This window comes from Deltaproteobacteria bacterium, assembly GCA_028818775.1.
Classification (GTDB): domain Bacteria; phylum Desulfobacterota; class Binatia; order UBA9968; family JAJDTQ01; genus JAJDTQ01.
In genome coordinates, this window is sequence record JAPPNE010000175.1 from 1 (window position 1) to 14307 (window position 14307).

A 14307-nucleotide genomic window follows, 5' to 3' on the forward strand; every position below is an offset into this window, starting at 1 on the left:
AAATGCGCCCGGGCGGCTACGAACTGCGGATCAGGCGGACGCCGACCAGCCGCCCCTGCAATCGCTTCTCCCTGCGCGCCACGGCAAGGACCGATGGACGTTCAATCCCATGCGTGCCGAATTCGTAGCCCTCGCCGCCGCCATCCTCTACTCCGGCGGGTCCATCACCGCCCGCATGGGGATGCACCATTCCAGTCCCCTCACCGCTGCCTGCGTGCTGCTCTTCCTGCGCACCGTCGTGTTCTGGGTCGGTGTCTACCTGATGGGCGGGATTCCTCACGTCGAGTGGCTGCCGCTGCTCCTGTTCGTCGGGCTGGGAGTCCTGCAGACCGCCACGAGCCTGCTCCAGTTGACCGGCATCCACCGTCTGGGCGTTTCCCGGGCCGAGCCCCTGCGCAACACCTACCCGCTGTGGAGCGCCGTCATCGCCATCGCGTTTCTGGGGGAGCACGCGAGCCCGGGGATCATCGCCGGGACCCTTCTGGTGGTGGGCGGCATCGCGCTGATCTCCTGGCAACCGGAGGAATCGGGGCTGCGCTACCGCTGGTGGGAGGGGATCTTCTCGCTCCTGGCGGCCCTGTTCGCCGGCATCGCCTTCCCGATCCGGCGCATCGCCTTCGACATCTCCAACGAACCCCTCTACTTCGCCGCCATCCTGGCCGTCGTCTCCTTCGTCTCGCTGGGTCCGTACGTGTCCGTCCGCCTCCGCAGCGAGTCCTTCGTGCTCAACCGCCGGGCCGTGGCGCCGTTCATCCTGTCGGGCTTTTTCGAGTCCGCCGCCTCGCTGCTGTCCCTCGTCGCCGTAAGCCTCGGCCGGGTCGTGGTGGTCTCCCCCATCGTCGCCTCCACCCCGCTGTGGACCCTGATCCTCACCGTCGTGTTCCTGCGCGGCCTCGAGCGCATCAACGCCCGCACCGTCACCGGCACCTTCGCGGTCATGACGGGTACGATCTCGATCATCCTGAGCCGGTTAATGCCCGCCTGGGGCACCTTACCCATGCAACGCGGTTATACCCGTTGCCGTCATTCCCGCTTTCGCGGTAATGACGTTTCTGGGGGTTGTTGCCTCTCTCAGATGGGGTTTTACACAGCCTGTTTCGCGGGAATGACGACTCGGGGCGTGGGTGCCGTTTCCCGTGGGCGCCGTTGCCGATTTGTACCGAGGCGAGGTTTTTACACAGTCCGTTCAGACGACCGGGAGGCGTTCCAGATACGCCTGGATGACGGTGTTGTACCAGGGGGTGGCCCCGTGGCGGCCGTGGAACCCCACGTGGCCGCCGTTGTCGGTGAGCAAGAGCGTGATGTTGGAGGGTGTGTCGCGGCCGATGTCCTCGTAGGGATCGGCTGGTATCCAGGGATCGTTCCTGGCGTGGAGCATCAGCAGCGGCGTGTCGATGCGCTCCAGCAACCCGGTGACGGAGCAGCGCGCGTAGTAGTCGTCGGCGTCCGCGAAGCCGTGGTGAGGCGCGGTGAAGGCGTTGTCGAACTCGGGGATGCTGCGGGCGTCCAGGACGGCTGCCTGTTGCTCCGGGGAAATCTCGGAGGCGCCGCCGATGACAGCCTCCTTCATGCGCGCCAGCAGCCACCGGTGGTAGAGCACGTTGCGAGGGCGCATCAGCCTGCGGATGACGGCTGCCAGGTCGAGCGGGGTCGACACCGTTACCGCGCAGATGGGCACGACCGCGCAGGCATGCCGCGCCAGGCAGTGCAGGATGACGGTGCCGCCGAGGGAGAATCCGATCAGCACGACGCCGCGGCGGGCTTCCTCGATGTCAAGGGTCGACAGCACCGCGGCGACGTTGTCTCCGGAGCCCCCACAGTAGCTTCTGCGGCAGGTGGCCCGTGACGGGCCGCCGCCCCGGAGGTTGAGGCGCATCACGGGATATCCGCGCCCGAGGAAAGAGCGCGTGGCCTCGAACATGTACGAGCTGCCCTCGCACCCGGTGAGACCGTGCACCAGGATGACCAGCGGCCGGTCGGTGGCCTGACGCGGCCGATGAAGCATGGCGAGGAGGGCGTCGCCGCTTCCATCCGGCAGCGGAAAGCTCAGGCGCTGCGACGGCCATGCGGACAGATCCTCGCTGCAAGGAAAGAAATAGTAAAGGAGCGTCTGCAGGTCGCCGCCCAGCCACGGGAAGCGGGGCGCGAAGCCAGAGCAGGCCGCCCCTCCCAGCGGGAACGCAGCGGACATCGAATCAGATGACGGAGCGGGCACTGTCGGCATCGACTCTGATTACGCCCAGCCCCGGGCCTTCCGGGACTCCGAGCTTCCCGTCCACCACCTGGATGCCCGTGAACGGATCGCCCGTGAGGCCCTCGCACTCGCCGATCTCGCAGAACTCGGACACGCCGGGAGAGCTGAGGGCCACGTGCAGCAGGGCGGCATCGCCCACCATGCAGGCGGCGATGTTGCTGAGGCCGCACTCCGTGCCGGTCAAGGCGCACATGTCGGTAATCTGGCGCACCTGCTGCACGCCGCCGGCCTTGAGGATGCCGGTGTTGATGGAGTCGCAGGCGTTGCCGCGGATAAGCCTGAAGGCTTCGTGCACCGAGCTTGCCGACTGGTCGGCTTCGATCTTGATGCTCGACTGGGCCTTTACCTCGGCGAGCGCCACGTCATGATGCCGCGACAGCGGCTGCTCGAACACCGACACGCCCAGCTCGGCCATGCCCGCGGCCATGCGGATGGCGGACTTGGCGTCGAAGGCTTCGTTGGCGTCCACCTTGATGAAAATGTCCGGTCCCACCGCGTCGCGCACCGCGGTCACCCGCGCCAGGTCCAGCCCCACTTCGCCCCTGACCTTGAGCTTCAGCGCGCGGTAGCCCTGACCCACCAGCTCGCGGCACTCCCGCGCCATCTCCATCGGCGACCCCACGCTCACCATCTTGATGACCGTGATCTCCTTGCGCACGAGCCCGCCCAAGAGCACGTAGAGGGGCACCCCGTAGCACTTTCCCAGCAGGTCGTAGAGCGCCATGTCCACGCCGCCCTTGGCGCGCCGGTTGTCCACCATGCGGAAGTTGATGAGCTGGTTCAGCCGGTTCAACTCCTCGACGGGCTGCCCCACCAGGAGCGGCCGCATGATCTCCTCGATGGCGCATCGGACCGAGGCCGGGGTCTCGCCGGTCCTCGGAAACACGTCGATGTAGCCGTAGCCGGTGTGCCCCGAGTCCGACTCCACGCTCACCAGGTACCCGTTGGACGAGTAGAACTGGTTGGTGGCGGTGATGAGAGGCTTCTTGTAGGGCAGCTCCAGAGCTTCGAGCTGTACGTCCGTGATCTTCATGATGGCTCTCCTTCAGAAAGAAGACGTGTAGTCCCGTGCGCCGCGCATCGCACCAGCGTGTCTACCGCCAGGACGCCCTGTCCCTCGGGCAGGACCATGAGCGGGTTGAACTCGATCTCGTTCACTTCCTCGCGAAAGTCCAGAGCAAGCCGGGACAGCGCCACGATGGCTTCCGCCAAGGCCGCGACATCGGCCCTGGGCCGGCCGCGCGCGCCGGTGAGCAGCGGATAGGTGCGGATCTCCTGGATCATGTCGTGTGCGTCGGCCGGCCCCAGCGGCGGCAGCCGGAAGGCCACGTCCTTCAGCACCTCGGTGTAGATGCCGCCCAGTCCGAACGCCAGGCAGATGCCCAGGTCCGGCGTGCGCGAGGTGCCGATGATGACCTCGGCCACCCCCTGCACCATCTTCTGCACCAGCACCCCGTCGATACGAGCGTCGGGAGCATTCCTTCCCACGTCTTCCAACAGCCGGTCGTAAGCCTGTGCCAGCTCATCAGCACTCGCCAGGTTGAGCCGCACACCGCCCGCCTCGGTCTTGTGGGGCAGGTCCGGGGACTCGACCTTCAGGGCCACCGGAAACCTCATTTCCTCGGCGGCTTCCAACGCCGCTTCCCGGGAGCCGGCCAAGTGCTCGGGAACCACAGGGATGCCGTAGGCCCGCAGCAGCCGGCGCACGGTGGCGTGGGAGGCGTCGCCCCCGGCGAGCAGCCCTCGCAGCGCTTCGGCCTCCTGAGGGTCCGCGACGACCGCCGCGACGTCCTCCCCGGACGCAGCGTCCGCGCGACGCCGCGACAGCGCGAGGACGTCGCGCACCGCGCGCAGCGACTTCTCGTACTCCAGCAGCAGCGGCACGCCCAGCTCGTTGAAGAACTCGAACCAGGAGCGGTCGAGCTGCTCGCTGGCCCGGGAGAGGAACAGAAACGGCTTGCCGCCGCGCCGGAGCGCGGCCGCCGACTCACGGTACAACTCCGTCAGGCGGTCGCTGGGGCTCTTGGGCAGGTTCAGGCGGCAACAGACCACCGCGAAGTTGTCGTCGGCCATGAAGGTTTCCAGGCATTCGAGATACCCGGCCCGGTTCGCCCAGTGCAGTTCCTCGATGTCCAGGGGGTTGCCGTTGAAGCTCTCCTTGTCGAAGTATTTGCGCAGCGCCTCGTAGGTGGCGCCGGAGGGCTCGGGCAGATCCACGTCGTTGCGCTCGCAGATATCGGCCAGGAAACTGCAATCGCCCCCGGAGATGGTGACGATGCCGACGCCGCCGGCGGCGGGCAGACGGTACGGCTCCGGGGTCCCCACGGCCAGGGCGGTGACTTCCAGCATCTGGTCGAGGTTGTCCACCGGGATGACGCCCTTCTGCCGGAACAGTCCGTCCCACACCGCGCCCGAGGTAGCCATGTTGCCCGAGTGCGAGGTGACCGCCCGGCCGCCCTTCTGCGAACGCCCGAGCCTCAGCGCCACCACCACCTTCTCACGCTCCCGCGCAAGGTCCAGCAACTCCGCCATCTCCTCGGGGCGACTCATGGACTCGATGACGGCCACGATGACGCGCGTGCCGTCGTCGTCTACCGCGGCGCGCAGGTAGTCGGCGAAGCCCGCGCCCACCTGATTGCCGGGAGCGATGGCGTACCGGAACCCCAGGCAACGGTCGGCAGCCGTGTTCAGGAAGAGGTTGAGCAGCCCGGCGCTGCTGAACACGGCGCTCACGGACCCCGTGGTGAGATGCTCCGGGAGCGGCGACGACCACAGCGCGGCGCCGCTTTCGAGGGCCAGATAGCCCAGGGTGTTGGGGCCGGCCAGCGCCATGCCGCTCTCGCGCACGATGCGCACCAGCTCCGCCTGATAGCCCCGGCCGGTCTCGTCAAACTCGCCGAAGCCGGTGGCCACGGTGAGCGCGGCACGCACACCCTTGGCGGCGCATTCCTCCAAAACCGCCACCGTGCCGTCGCGCGGGATCGCGATGACCGCCAAGTCCACGTCTCCCGGCACCGCGCCGACCGAAGGAAAGCACGGCAGGTCGAAGAGCTGTTCGTAACGCGGGTTGACCGGGTAGATGTTCTCCTTCGGGAAGCCGAACCGGAACAGGTTGCGCATGAGCGCGGCCGCGTGGGGCGCCCGCTCGGACGCGCCGATGAGCGCGATGTTCCGGGGCTTGAGGAGGGCTTCCAGGGCGCCGGGATTGAGGGAAAAATCCATTGTCATCCTCGGCCTCAACCTCCGCTCATCCGTTCGGCTGCGGCGCGCACCGCGCGCATGATGTTCGGATAGCCGCCGCAACGGCACAGGTTGCCGGCGAGGTAATCGCGAATCTGGTCGTCCGAGGGGTCGCCGTGCTCTTCCAGCAGCGCCTTGGCGGCCATGATGAAGCCGGGGGTGCAGTAACCGCACTGGGCGGCGTCGTTCTCAAGGAACGCCTGTTGAATGGGGTGAAGGGCGCCGTCGTCGCCCAGCCCCTCGACGGTATCCACCGAGCGGCCATCCAGGCGCGCGGCCAGCAGGAAGCACGCGCTGACCGGCCTGCCGTCCAGCAGCACCGTGCAGCTCCCGCACGCGCCCACGCCGCAGGACTCCCGCACGCTCCAGAGTTTGAGCCCGTCGCGCAGAACCTCCAGCAGGGTGTCGGCGTCGTTGACCGCCAGCTCGCGCTGCTGCCCGTTCACCGTCAGGCTGATGCTACGTTCCATGACCCTCGCTCCACGTTCCGTCGTGCCTTCCTCTGACGCTCGCCTGCTCCGTCGTTCGCGTTACTTCCCAGCGTTCACCTTCCCCGCCGCCTTGAGCGCCTGGTGTATCCGCTCCGCGGTGAGGGGGATGTCGCGCACGCGCACGCCCACGGCGTCCTCCAGCGCGTTGGCCACGGCCGCGGCCACGGTCAGGGCGCCGGTCTCGCCGATGCCCTTGGCGCCGAAGGGGCCGTCCTTGTGGGGCACCTGCACGACGATGGGGTGGCAGGCGGCGGGCACGTCCTTGATGGAGGCGATCTGGTAGTCCAGCAGGGAGCCGTTGAGGAGCTGTCCGTCCTGGAACACCATCTGCTCGAACAGCGTCAGCCCCAGGTGCATGGTGGCCGCGCCCACGAGTTGCTGCTCGCAGTACTTGGGGTTGATGGCGGTGCCGGCGTCGCCGGCGGCGTGGAACTGCAGCACCTCCAGGCGGCCGGTCTCCATGTCCACCTCCACCTCCACCGCGCTGGCCGAGGCGAACCAGTACTCGGTGCACTTCTCGGACATGCCGGTCTCGGGGTCCATGGGCGTCACCACCGGCTGACACAGGCCTTCGCCCACGATCGTGGTGCCGAGGCTGCCGAACTTGGCCAGGAACGCCTCGGTGACGGTCATGCCCCGCTCCTCGGCGCCGCGCACGAACACCCGACCGTCGCGCGCCTCCAGGTCGGCGGCATCGATCTCCAGCTTGCCGGCCACGGCCTCGAACAACTCCGCCTTGACGTTGGCCGCGGCAGTGCGCACGGCGTTGCCCATGTGGTAGGTGGAGCGGCTCCCCGCGCTGATGGTGTCGTAGGGGGTGACGTCGGTGTCGGGCTGGACCACGTGCACCTTGTCGAAGGAGATCCCCAGCTCCTCGGCCGCGATCTGCGCCAGCAGGCTCTCGGAGCCTTGGCCCATCTCCACCGTGCTGCTCAGCACGTTGGCGCTGCCGTCGGCGTTGAGGATGACGATGGCCCCGGAGATGGACGGCGTGAGGACGGCCTTGACGCCGCAGGCGATGCCCTTGCCGCGGCGCTTTGTTCCCGTGGCGGTCGCCCCGGGGCGCTCACTCCCTGCCGCCTCGGTTGCCTGTTGCGCCCTCTCCGGAAGAGGCGGCTCACCGCCGGGAGCCGCCGCCCGGCTGCCCCAGCCCACGGCGTCCGCCGCCCGCTGCACCGCCTCCTTCAAGCCGCAGGCATGGACCGGCGTCCCGGTGACGAAGAGGTCCCCTTCCTCCAGCGCGTGCTCCAGGCGGAACTCCACCGGGTCGACGCCGAGGCCCCGGGCGACGATGTCCATCTGCGAGTCGTAGGCCCAGATCACCTGGGGCACGCCGAAGCCCCGGAACGGTCCGGCCGGCGGCTTGTTGGTGTAGACGCAGTAGGAGTCGATGGAGACGTTGGGGATCTTGTACGGCCCCGACGAGGTGTAGCCGGACTTGTGCACGATGCGCGGCCCGATCTCGGCGAAGGCGCCGGTGTCCCAGTAGACCTCGCACTTGCGCGCGGTCATGGCCGAGCCCTTGACCGCGGTCTTGAGCTTCACCACCACGCCGTGCTTGGTGACGGTCTGGAACTCCTCCTCGCGGCTCAGGCTGTACTTGACGGGCCGGCCCGTCTTCATGGCCAGTATCGCCACGATCGGCTCGAGCTTGTTGTACAGCTTGGCGCCGTAACCGCCGCCCAGGTACGGCACCCGCACCCGGATACGGTTCATGGGCACGCCCAGCATGCGCGCCAGCTCGCCGCGGACGAAGGAAGGCGACTGGCTGGCGGTATGGATGTTGATGCGCCCGCCCTCGTCCACGTACGCCAGCGAGACGTGCGGTTCCATGGGCACGTGCTGGGCCGGCGGCGCCGTGAAGACGTCCTCGAAGATCCGGTCGGCCTCGGCGAAAGCCTTGTCCACGTCGCCCTTGCGCAGCTTGTAGTGGTAGCAGATGTTGGAACGATCCCCCGCCTTGACGTGGGCCAGATCGGCGAACGCCCCGGAAGGCCGGACATCCTCGTGGATGATGGGGGCGTCCGGCCTGATGGCGTCGAGCACATCCAGGACCACCGGCAGCGGCTCGTACTCGACTTCGACGAGTTCCAGCGCTTCTTCCGCCGCGCGCCGGCTCTCCGCGGCCACGGCCACCACCTGCTCGCCCTCGTGGCGCACCCGGTCGATGGCCAGCACCGGCTGGTCGGCGAACGCCGGCCCGTGGTAGGGCGTGATACCCGGCATGGCCGCGATGTCCGCGCCCGTGAGCACCGCGGCCACGCCGAGGTGGGCCTCGGCGCGGGACTTGTCGATGCCGACGATCCGCGCATGCGGGTGAGGGCTCCTGAGCACCGCCACGTGCAGCAACCCGGGCGGCTCCATGTTGCCCACGTGCAGCGCCCTGCCCGTCACCTTCTGGACGGCGTCCCGGCGGTCGACCGGCTTGCCGACGATGGAATAGTCCGCCACGCGTTCACCTCACGAGGACGCCAGTTCCCGGAGCGTCCGCCGGACCCACACCCGCGTCATCTCGCGCTTGTAATCCGCGCTCCCGCGCAGGTCCGACACCGGAGAGATCTGCTCGTCGACGGCGTCGCACACCGCGTCCCAGAGTTCCTCGGAGCAGCTTTCCCCCTGGAACCGGTCCAGGCCCGCGGCCAGGAGCGGCGCTTCCGCCACGCCGCTGAGGCCGAGCCGAAGCTCCCCGACGTCCCCGCCATCGAGGGCCAGGAGCGCCGCGACCCCAATGCACGGCCAGTCGTTGGCCGAGAGCGAACTGAAGCGGGAGTAAACCGTCCGGGCCGCCGGGGCCACGTGCGGCACCCGCACCTCCACCAGGATCTCTCCCGGCTCCAGCGCCGTCTCGTACATGCCGCGGTAGAAGTCCTTCAACGCTACCACGCGAGTGCCTTGGGCTCCGGCCAACACCACCTCCGCGCCGTGAACCAGCAGCGCCGGCGGCGGGTCCAGCCGGTAGTCCGCGTGGGCCAGATTGCCGCCCACGGACGCGGTCTCCCGGATGCGCACGTTGCCCACGTGACTGAACGCCTGCGCCAGCGCCGGTGCCCGCCGCTGCACCAGCGGTGAACGCTCCACCGACCGGTGGGTGGCCAGCGCCCCGATGCTCAGCCCGTCGTCGTTGTCGGTGATTCGTTCAAGCCCCGGAATCGACTGCAAGTCCACCAGGTGGGAAAACCGCAACGCCCGCTGCTTCATCAGGATCACCAGCGTGGTGCCCCCGGCGATGGGCCGCGCCTCGTCGCCGTGCTCAAGCAGCATCTCGCTGGCTTCAGCCACGGACCCGGGTTTCAGCAGGTCGAAAGCGGGAATGGTCATGGCGGATCAGAGGCCCGGCAAAGCACAGGCCGGGAATGGCGGGATTTATAGCCTCTACGGCCGTCGTTGACAATTCGCGCCAGTTCACAGCGCCGCACCGACTCTGCCCAGGAGACCTTGGCGTCCGCGATGACTCCCACCGACAGCCTCAGCCCCAAGCTCTCCAAGAAAGCCTCAAGAGCAGAGAAACGGGGATTGCCCTTCGTGGCTTCGGCTTTTCTTATGTCCAACTAAACTCGACCTTGCAGCGCCACCCACGCGCTGCGAGAATGAAGCCCCCATGACCATCGGCATTCTCGCGTATGGTTCGCTGATTCCCAATCCGGGAGCGGAGATCGGGCCGGTGACGGTGCGCCGCATCGGCGCGGTGGAGACGCCGTTCCGGGTGGAGTTCTCCCGCAGCAGCCGGGTGCGCGACGGGGCGCCGACGCTGGTGCCGGTGACGCGGGGCGGAGCCAGGGTTGTGGGGGTGGTGCTGGTGCTGCACGACTCGGTGAACGAGGCCGCCGCCCGGGACATGCTCTACCGGCGGGAGCGGAACCGGGTGGGCAGCGGCGACCGCTACGCGGACGTCGACCCGGCCAACCCGGACAGCGCCTTCCTTGGACGGTTGGACGGCTTCGCCGGGCTGGACGTGGTGTTCCATGCGGCGTTGCGGGCGAACATCGAGGAGCCGACCCCCGAACTGCTGGCGCGTCTGGCCATCGCCAGCGCCGCGGCACCCTCGGGTGCCGTGGATAGGGACGGCATCCGCTACCTCATGGACGCGATGCAGAGCGGCATCGTCACGCCGCTCATGCCGGAGTACGAGAACGAAATCCTCCGCCTGACGGGCGGCCGCGACCTGGAGGAGGCCCGGAGCATCGCCCTGGGCCGGTCGCGCTAGTGTGCATCGGCAGTCTGTTTGCCAGCGCATGTACGCCTGCTCCCGTATTGCTTCCAAGCCTGCACAGGGCTATTCTGCCGTCGCACAACGCGATTGCACGGTTCACGCGGAACCTTGGCGAATCTAGGAACCCTGGCGAGTCTAATTGTTGGCTCGGTCTGCCTGACGGCGGCCGCGTGAGAATTCCGGAGAAAGCCAAGGCGCAGGTCACGGACATGCACACTCGGCCGAACAGCCCATCAGACCCATCCTCAACCGACCAGCCACAACTCCGCCAGCCGGAGCCGGCCAACCCCACGGTGGGCCGGAGACGGGAGCGCCGCCCTTGAAACGCGTAGCCGCCACCCTCCTCGTCCTCGCGGTTGCCGTCGGCGTGCTCTACTACCTCGGCATCGGTCCTCAACTCGGCATCGGGCCGTTTGCCATCGGCGCCGCCAAGAGTAAGCCCGAGCAGGTCGCCCGCGGGCAGGGCAACCCTGGACAGCGCAACTCGGGGCAGCGCCGCCGCGGCGGACGCGCGGTGACGGTCAAGGCCGCGGCGGTACGGATGGGGGACGTCGAGGCGACGTTGAGCTACGTGGGTTCGCTGGCGCCCAACGCGGCGGTCACCATCGCGCCGAAGACCTCCGGCCGGGTCGCCAAGCTGTTCGTGACCGTGGGCGAGCGCGTCAAGGAAGGCCAACTGCTGGGGCAACTCGCCAAGGACGAGCTCGCGGAGGAGTTGCGCGAGGCACAGGCATCGCTTCGGGTGGCCCAGGCCACTCACAAAGGCCGCCAAGCGGAACTCGAGAACCTCAAACGGCGCCAAAAGAACGTCAAGGTCCTGGCGGGCAAGCAACTGGTGTCCCGTGAAGAGGTCAACAACCTGGAGACCCAGGTCCTGTCCGCCGAGTCCCAGGTCGACCTGACCAAGGCCCAGATGCTGCAGATGCAGGCTCGACTGGACAACGCTCGCATTCGCCTGGCGCAAACCGAGGTCCGCTCGCCGTTCGCGGGCCACGTGAGCCGCCGCATGGTGGACCGCGGCGCCCTTGTGAGTCCCAGCACCCCCTTGTTCGAGGTCGTGGACATCGACCGCGTCAAGGTGGGCATCGACGTGGTGGAGGGAGACTACCGCAAGGTTTCCCTGGGACAGCCGGTTGCCGTGAAGGTCGATGCCTACCCGGACAAGCGCTTCGCCGGCACCATCACGCGCATGTCGCCGATCCTCGACCCGCGGACCCGCACCGCCGAGGTTGAAATCGAGCTCGACAACCCCGATGGCGTGCTCAAGCCCGGCATGTTCGCGCGCACCAACATCGTGGTGGAGCGCAAGCGCGGCGTTTTGATGGTTCCGGAAGCCTCGCCGGTGAAGTCCGCGGCGGGGTACGGTGTGTTCAGGCTGACGGACGGAGGCAACAAGGTCGAGCGCGTGGAAGTCACGCCGGGTCTGAACAACGGTGGTTGGGTGGAGGTGACGGGAAACCTGAGCCAGGGTGACCGGGTCGTCACCCTGGGCAGCAGCCTCGTGCGGCACGGCCAGCGGATCCGGGTTGCCGGCGACGGCCCTCGCGCGGGTTCCAGGCGCGGAGGCCGGATGTCCGGGAGAGAAGGCCGGGGGCAAGGCCAAGGCAGAGGGCAGGGGCAAGCACGGGGGCAAGGCCAGGGCCGGCGCGGCTCTTAGTGTTCCCGTCCGACCGGAAAGGATGCGCAACCCATGAATCTCACGGCGCTTTGCCTCAGACGTCCGGTGGCCACCTGCATGGCCGTCCTGATCGTCGTGATCCTCGGGGTGATATCCTTCCTCAAGATCCCGGTGGACCTCCTGCCCGAGATCACCTTCCCCAGGGTCACGGTCTCCACCAGCTATCCCAACGTGGGACCGCTGGAGATGGAGACGCTGGTGACGGTGCCCGTCGAGAAGGCGGTAAGCTCCGTGGAAGGCGTGGAGGACATGACCTCGGTGTCGGTCGAAGGCCGCAGTCAGGTCCGGGTGAGCTTCGGCTGGAACAAGGACCTGGAAGTGGCGGTGAGCGACATACGCGCACGGATCGACCGCATCCGTGACGACCTTCCCCCGGGAGCGGAAGCCCCGGTGGTCTCGAAGTACGACGTCAACGCGTCGCCGATCATGTTCATCGGCGTGTCGGGTCAGATGGACCCGGTGGCGCTGCGCACCTTCGTGGAAGAGGAGATTCGCTATCGTCTGGAACGGGTCGCCGGCGTGGCCGCGGCGGACATCCGCGGCGGACTGGAACGCGAGATCCACGTCCAGCTTTCCCTGGACCGGCTCAAGGCCTTCAATCTCTCGGCGGACCAGGTCATCCGGTCGCTGCGGGCGAGCAACATCAACCTGCCGGCCGGCAATGTCGGCCGGGCGCACCTGGAGGTGTCGGTACGGACCCTGGGCGAGTTCACCGACCTGAATCAACTGCGCAACACGGTGGTGGCCACCCGCGACGGCACCCCCATCTACGTGAAGGACCTCGGGGAGGTGGAGGACTCCTTCAAGGACCTGAACCACGCCGTGCGCATCCACGGCTCCCACGCCGTGGTCATCTCCCTGCTGCGTCAGCCTTCGGCCAACACCATTACGGTGGTGGACCGGGTGAAGCAGGCGATCGAGAACATCAATCAGGAACTTCCCGCCGTCAAGGTGACCGTGTTGCGGGAGAACGCGCATTACATTCGCAACGCGGTGGACAACGTCACCCTGGCCGCGGTCTGGGGCGGCATGCTGGCCCTGTGCGTGCTGCTGTTCTTCCTGCGCAGCGTGCGCAGCACGGTGGTCATCGCCACCGCCATCCCCATCTCCATCGTCGCCACTTTCGCGCTCATGTACTTCCAGGGCTTCAGCATCAACATCATTTCCTTCGGCGGGCTCGCCCTGGGCATCGGGCTCTTGCTGGACAACTCCGTGGTGGTGCTGGAGAACATCTACCGGCACTTCGAGACCGGCACCGACCGCCGGGAGGCCGTCCTCAGAGGCACCCGCGAGGTGGCGGGAGCCATCACCGCGTCCACGTTGACCACCGTGGTGGTGTTTCTGCCCCTGATCTTCGTCCCCGGCTCCGCGGGCATCCTCTTCAAGCAGCTCGCCTGGGTGGTGTTCTTCTCCCTCGCGGCCTCCCTGATGGTCGCGCTCACGGTGGTGCCGGTGCTGGCGCACCATCTACTGGGGCGGCCAAGCCAAGCGGGCACGGGGCGGTTCCTGTCGCGTCTCATGCGCGCGGGCTCGAGTTCCCAAACGGGTCTGGACCATGCCTATCAGGGATTGCTGCGCTGGAGTCTGCGCCATCGTTTCACCGTGGTGGCGGCGGCGGCGGTCCTGCTCTCCAGCAGCCTGTTCCTCTACCAGGGTATCGGCAGCGAGTTCATGCCCCGAGCCGACGAGGGCAACGTGTTGATCCTCGCGGAGACCGAAGCCGGCTCGAAGATCGAGGAAACGGACCGCGCTTTCCGGCAACTCGAGGCCATCGTGAACCAGGAGGTCACCGAGCCCTACCGGAACTTCACCCACTTCGGCCAGTTCGGTTGGCGCGCCCGCGGCAAGAACAACGGCCACGTGCACATTTGGCTGGGGTCCAGGAATACCCGGGAGCGGTCCGATCAGGACATCGTCAGGGCGCTGCGGCGACGGGTCAGCGAGGTCCCCGGGGTGCGCGCCCGCGTGCGCGCGAGCTCCGGACTCTGGATCTTTCGGCGCCTCGGCTTCACCGACAACGACAACCTGGACGTGAAGGTGCGCGGCCATGACCTGGGCCAGCTACAGCGCATTTCCCGGCAGGTGAAGGACGCCATGGAGGGAGTGGACGGGATCGCGGGCGTCCGCATCAGCCGGCAGTCCGGACAGCCCGAAATGGGGATTCGCGTGGACCGGGAGCGCGCCGCGAGCCTCGGCATACCGGTGGAAACCATCGCCCGCGGCCTGCAAGCGAGCCTGGGCGGCACCCGGGCGACCTTCTATCGCGAGGGCGGCAACGAGTACGACGTGCGCGTGCGGCTCGGCGACGACGACCGCGCCGACCTGAGCGCGCTGCTGGATCAGAGCGTCTCCGACGGCACGGGCCGGGTGCTGTCGCTCGAGCCTCTTGCAAAACCTCAGCGTTGACTGGGTGCGATTGCAGCGGACGCGCCGT

Annotated in this window: 11 protein-coding genes; 3 read left to right on the forward strand and 8 right to left on the reverse strand. The window is 67.9% G+C overall.

Annotation, left to right across the window (positions count from 1 at the left end):
- Window positions 1–16: 16 nt before the first annotated feature.
- The 8 genes from OXU42_18495 to OXU42_18530 form a co-directional block, all read right to left on the reverse strand.
- Window positions 17–451 carry a hypothetical protein gene (locus OXU42_18495; protein ID MDE0031374.1) on the reverse strand — a complete coding sequence of 145 codons (435 nt, stop codon included), beginning with the start codon at window positions 449–451 and terminating at the stop codon, window positions 17–19.
- Window positions 452–639: 188 nt separating this feature from the next.
- Entirely contained in the window at window positions 640–999 is a 360-nt protein-coding gene (locus tag OXU42_18500) for a hypothetical protein (GenBank protein ID MDE0031375.1), read from the reverse strand.
- 187 nt (window positions 1000–1186) lie between these two features.
- Window positions 1187–2191, reverse strand: coding sequence for an alpha/beta fold hydrolase (locus tag OXU42_18505; GenBank protein MDE0031376.1), 1005 nt, complete (start codon window positions 2189–2191; stop codon window positions 1187–1189).
- A 4-nt stretch (window positions 2192–2195) separates the two neighbouring features.
- On the reverse strand, window positions 2196–3287 hold the full coding sequence (locus OXU42_18510) for a mandelate racemase/muconate lactonizing enzyme family protein (GenBank protein ID MDE0031377.1): 1092 nt from the start codon (window positions 3285–3287) through the stop codon (window positions 2196–2198).
- Entirely contained in the window at window positions 3284–5476 is a 2193-nt protein-coding gene (locus OXU42_18515) for an acetate--CoA ligase family protein (GenBank protein MDE0031378.1), read from the reverse strand. Before OXU42_18515 ends, OXU42_18510 begins: the two co-directional genes overlap by 4 nt.
- Before the next feature lie 14 nt (window positions 5477–5490).
- Window positions 5491–5964 (reverse strand): (2Fe-2S)-binding protein, encoded by a 474-nt coding sequence (locus OXU42_18520; GenBank protein MDE0031379.1) that lies wholly within the window; start codon window positions 5962–5964, stop codon window positions 5491–5493.
- A 60-nt stretch (window positions 5965–6024) separates the two neighbouring features.
- Window positions 6025–8436 carry a molybdopterin-dependent oxidoreductase gene (locus tag OXU42_18525; GenBank protein ID MDE0031380.1) on the reverse strand — a complete coding sequence of 804 codons (2412 nt, stop codon included), beginning with the start codon at window positions 8434–8436 and terminating at the stop codon, window positions 6025–6027.
- Window positions 8437–8445: 9 nt separating this feature from the next.
- Window positions 8446–9303: a xanthine dehydrogenase family protein subunit M gene (locus tag OXU42_18530; GenBank protein ID MDE0031381.1), complete on the reverse strand. Its 858-nt coding sequence runs from the start codon at window positions 9301–9303 to the stop codon at window positions 8446–8448.
- 280 nt (window positions 9304–9583) lie between these two features.
- Here OXU42_18530 and OXU42_18535 point away from each other — a divergent pair, with 280 nt between their 5' ends.
- The 3 genes from OXU42_18535 to OXU42_18545 all read left to right on the forward strand — a co-directional run bounded on the left by OXU42_18535 (window position 9584) and on the right by OXU42_18545 (window position 14279).
- Window positions 9584–10189, forward strand: coding sequence for a hypothetical protein (locus OXU42_18535; GenBank protein ID MDE0031382.1), 606 nt, complete (start codon window positions 9584–9586; stop codon window positions 10187–10189).
- A gap of 325 nt (window positions 10190–10514) precedes the next feature.
- Window positions 10515–11852, forward strand: a complete 1338-nt coding sequence (locus OXU42_18540) for an efflux RND transporter periplasmic adaptor subunit (protein ID MDE0031383.1) — start codon at window positions 10515–10517, stop codon at window positions 11850–11852.
- 33 nt (window positions 11853–11885) lie between these two features.
- Window positions 11886–14279 carry an efflux RND transporter permease subunit gene (locus OXU42_18545; protein MDE0031384.1) on the forward strand — a complete coding sequence of 798 codons (2394 nt, stop codon included), beginning with the start codon at window positions 11886–11888 and terminating at the stop codon, window positions 14277–14279.
- Window positions 14280–14307: the final 28 nt, after the last annotated feature.

Coding starts and splice junctions, on each gene's coding strand:
- OXU42_18500 (MDE0031375.1), bottom strand. CDS start 999: ATGGGTAAGGTGCCCCAGGCGGGCATTAACCGGCTCAGGATGATCGAG.
- OXU42_18505 (MDE0031376.1), bottom strand. CDS start 2,191: ATGTCCGCTGCGTTCCCGCTGGGAGGGGCGGCCTGCTCTGGCTTCGCG.
- OXU42_18510 (MDE0031377.1), bottom strand. CDS start 3,287: ATGAAGATCACGGACGTACAGCTCGAAGCTCTGGAGCTGCCCTACAAG.
- OXU42_18515 (MDE0031378.1), bottom strand. CDS start 5,476: ATGGATTTTTCCCTCAATCCCGGCGCCCTGGAAGCCCTCCTCAAGCCC.
- OXU42_18520 (MDE0031379.1), bottom strand. CDS start 5,964: ATGGAACGTAGCATCAGCCTGACGGTGAACGGGCAGCAGCGCGAGCTG.
- OXU42_18530 (MDE0031381.1), bottom strand. CDS start 9,303: ATGACCATTCCCGCTTTCGACCTGCTGAAACCCGGGTCCGTGGCTGAA.
- OXU42_18535 (MDE0031382.1), top strand. CDS start 9,584: ATGACCATCGGCATTCTCGCGTATGGTTCGCTGATTCCCAATCCGGGA.
- OXU42_18545 (MDE0031384.1), top strand. CDS start 11,886: ATGAATCTCACGGCGCTTTGCCTCAGACGTCCGGTGGCCACCTGCATG.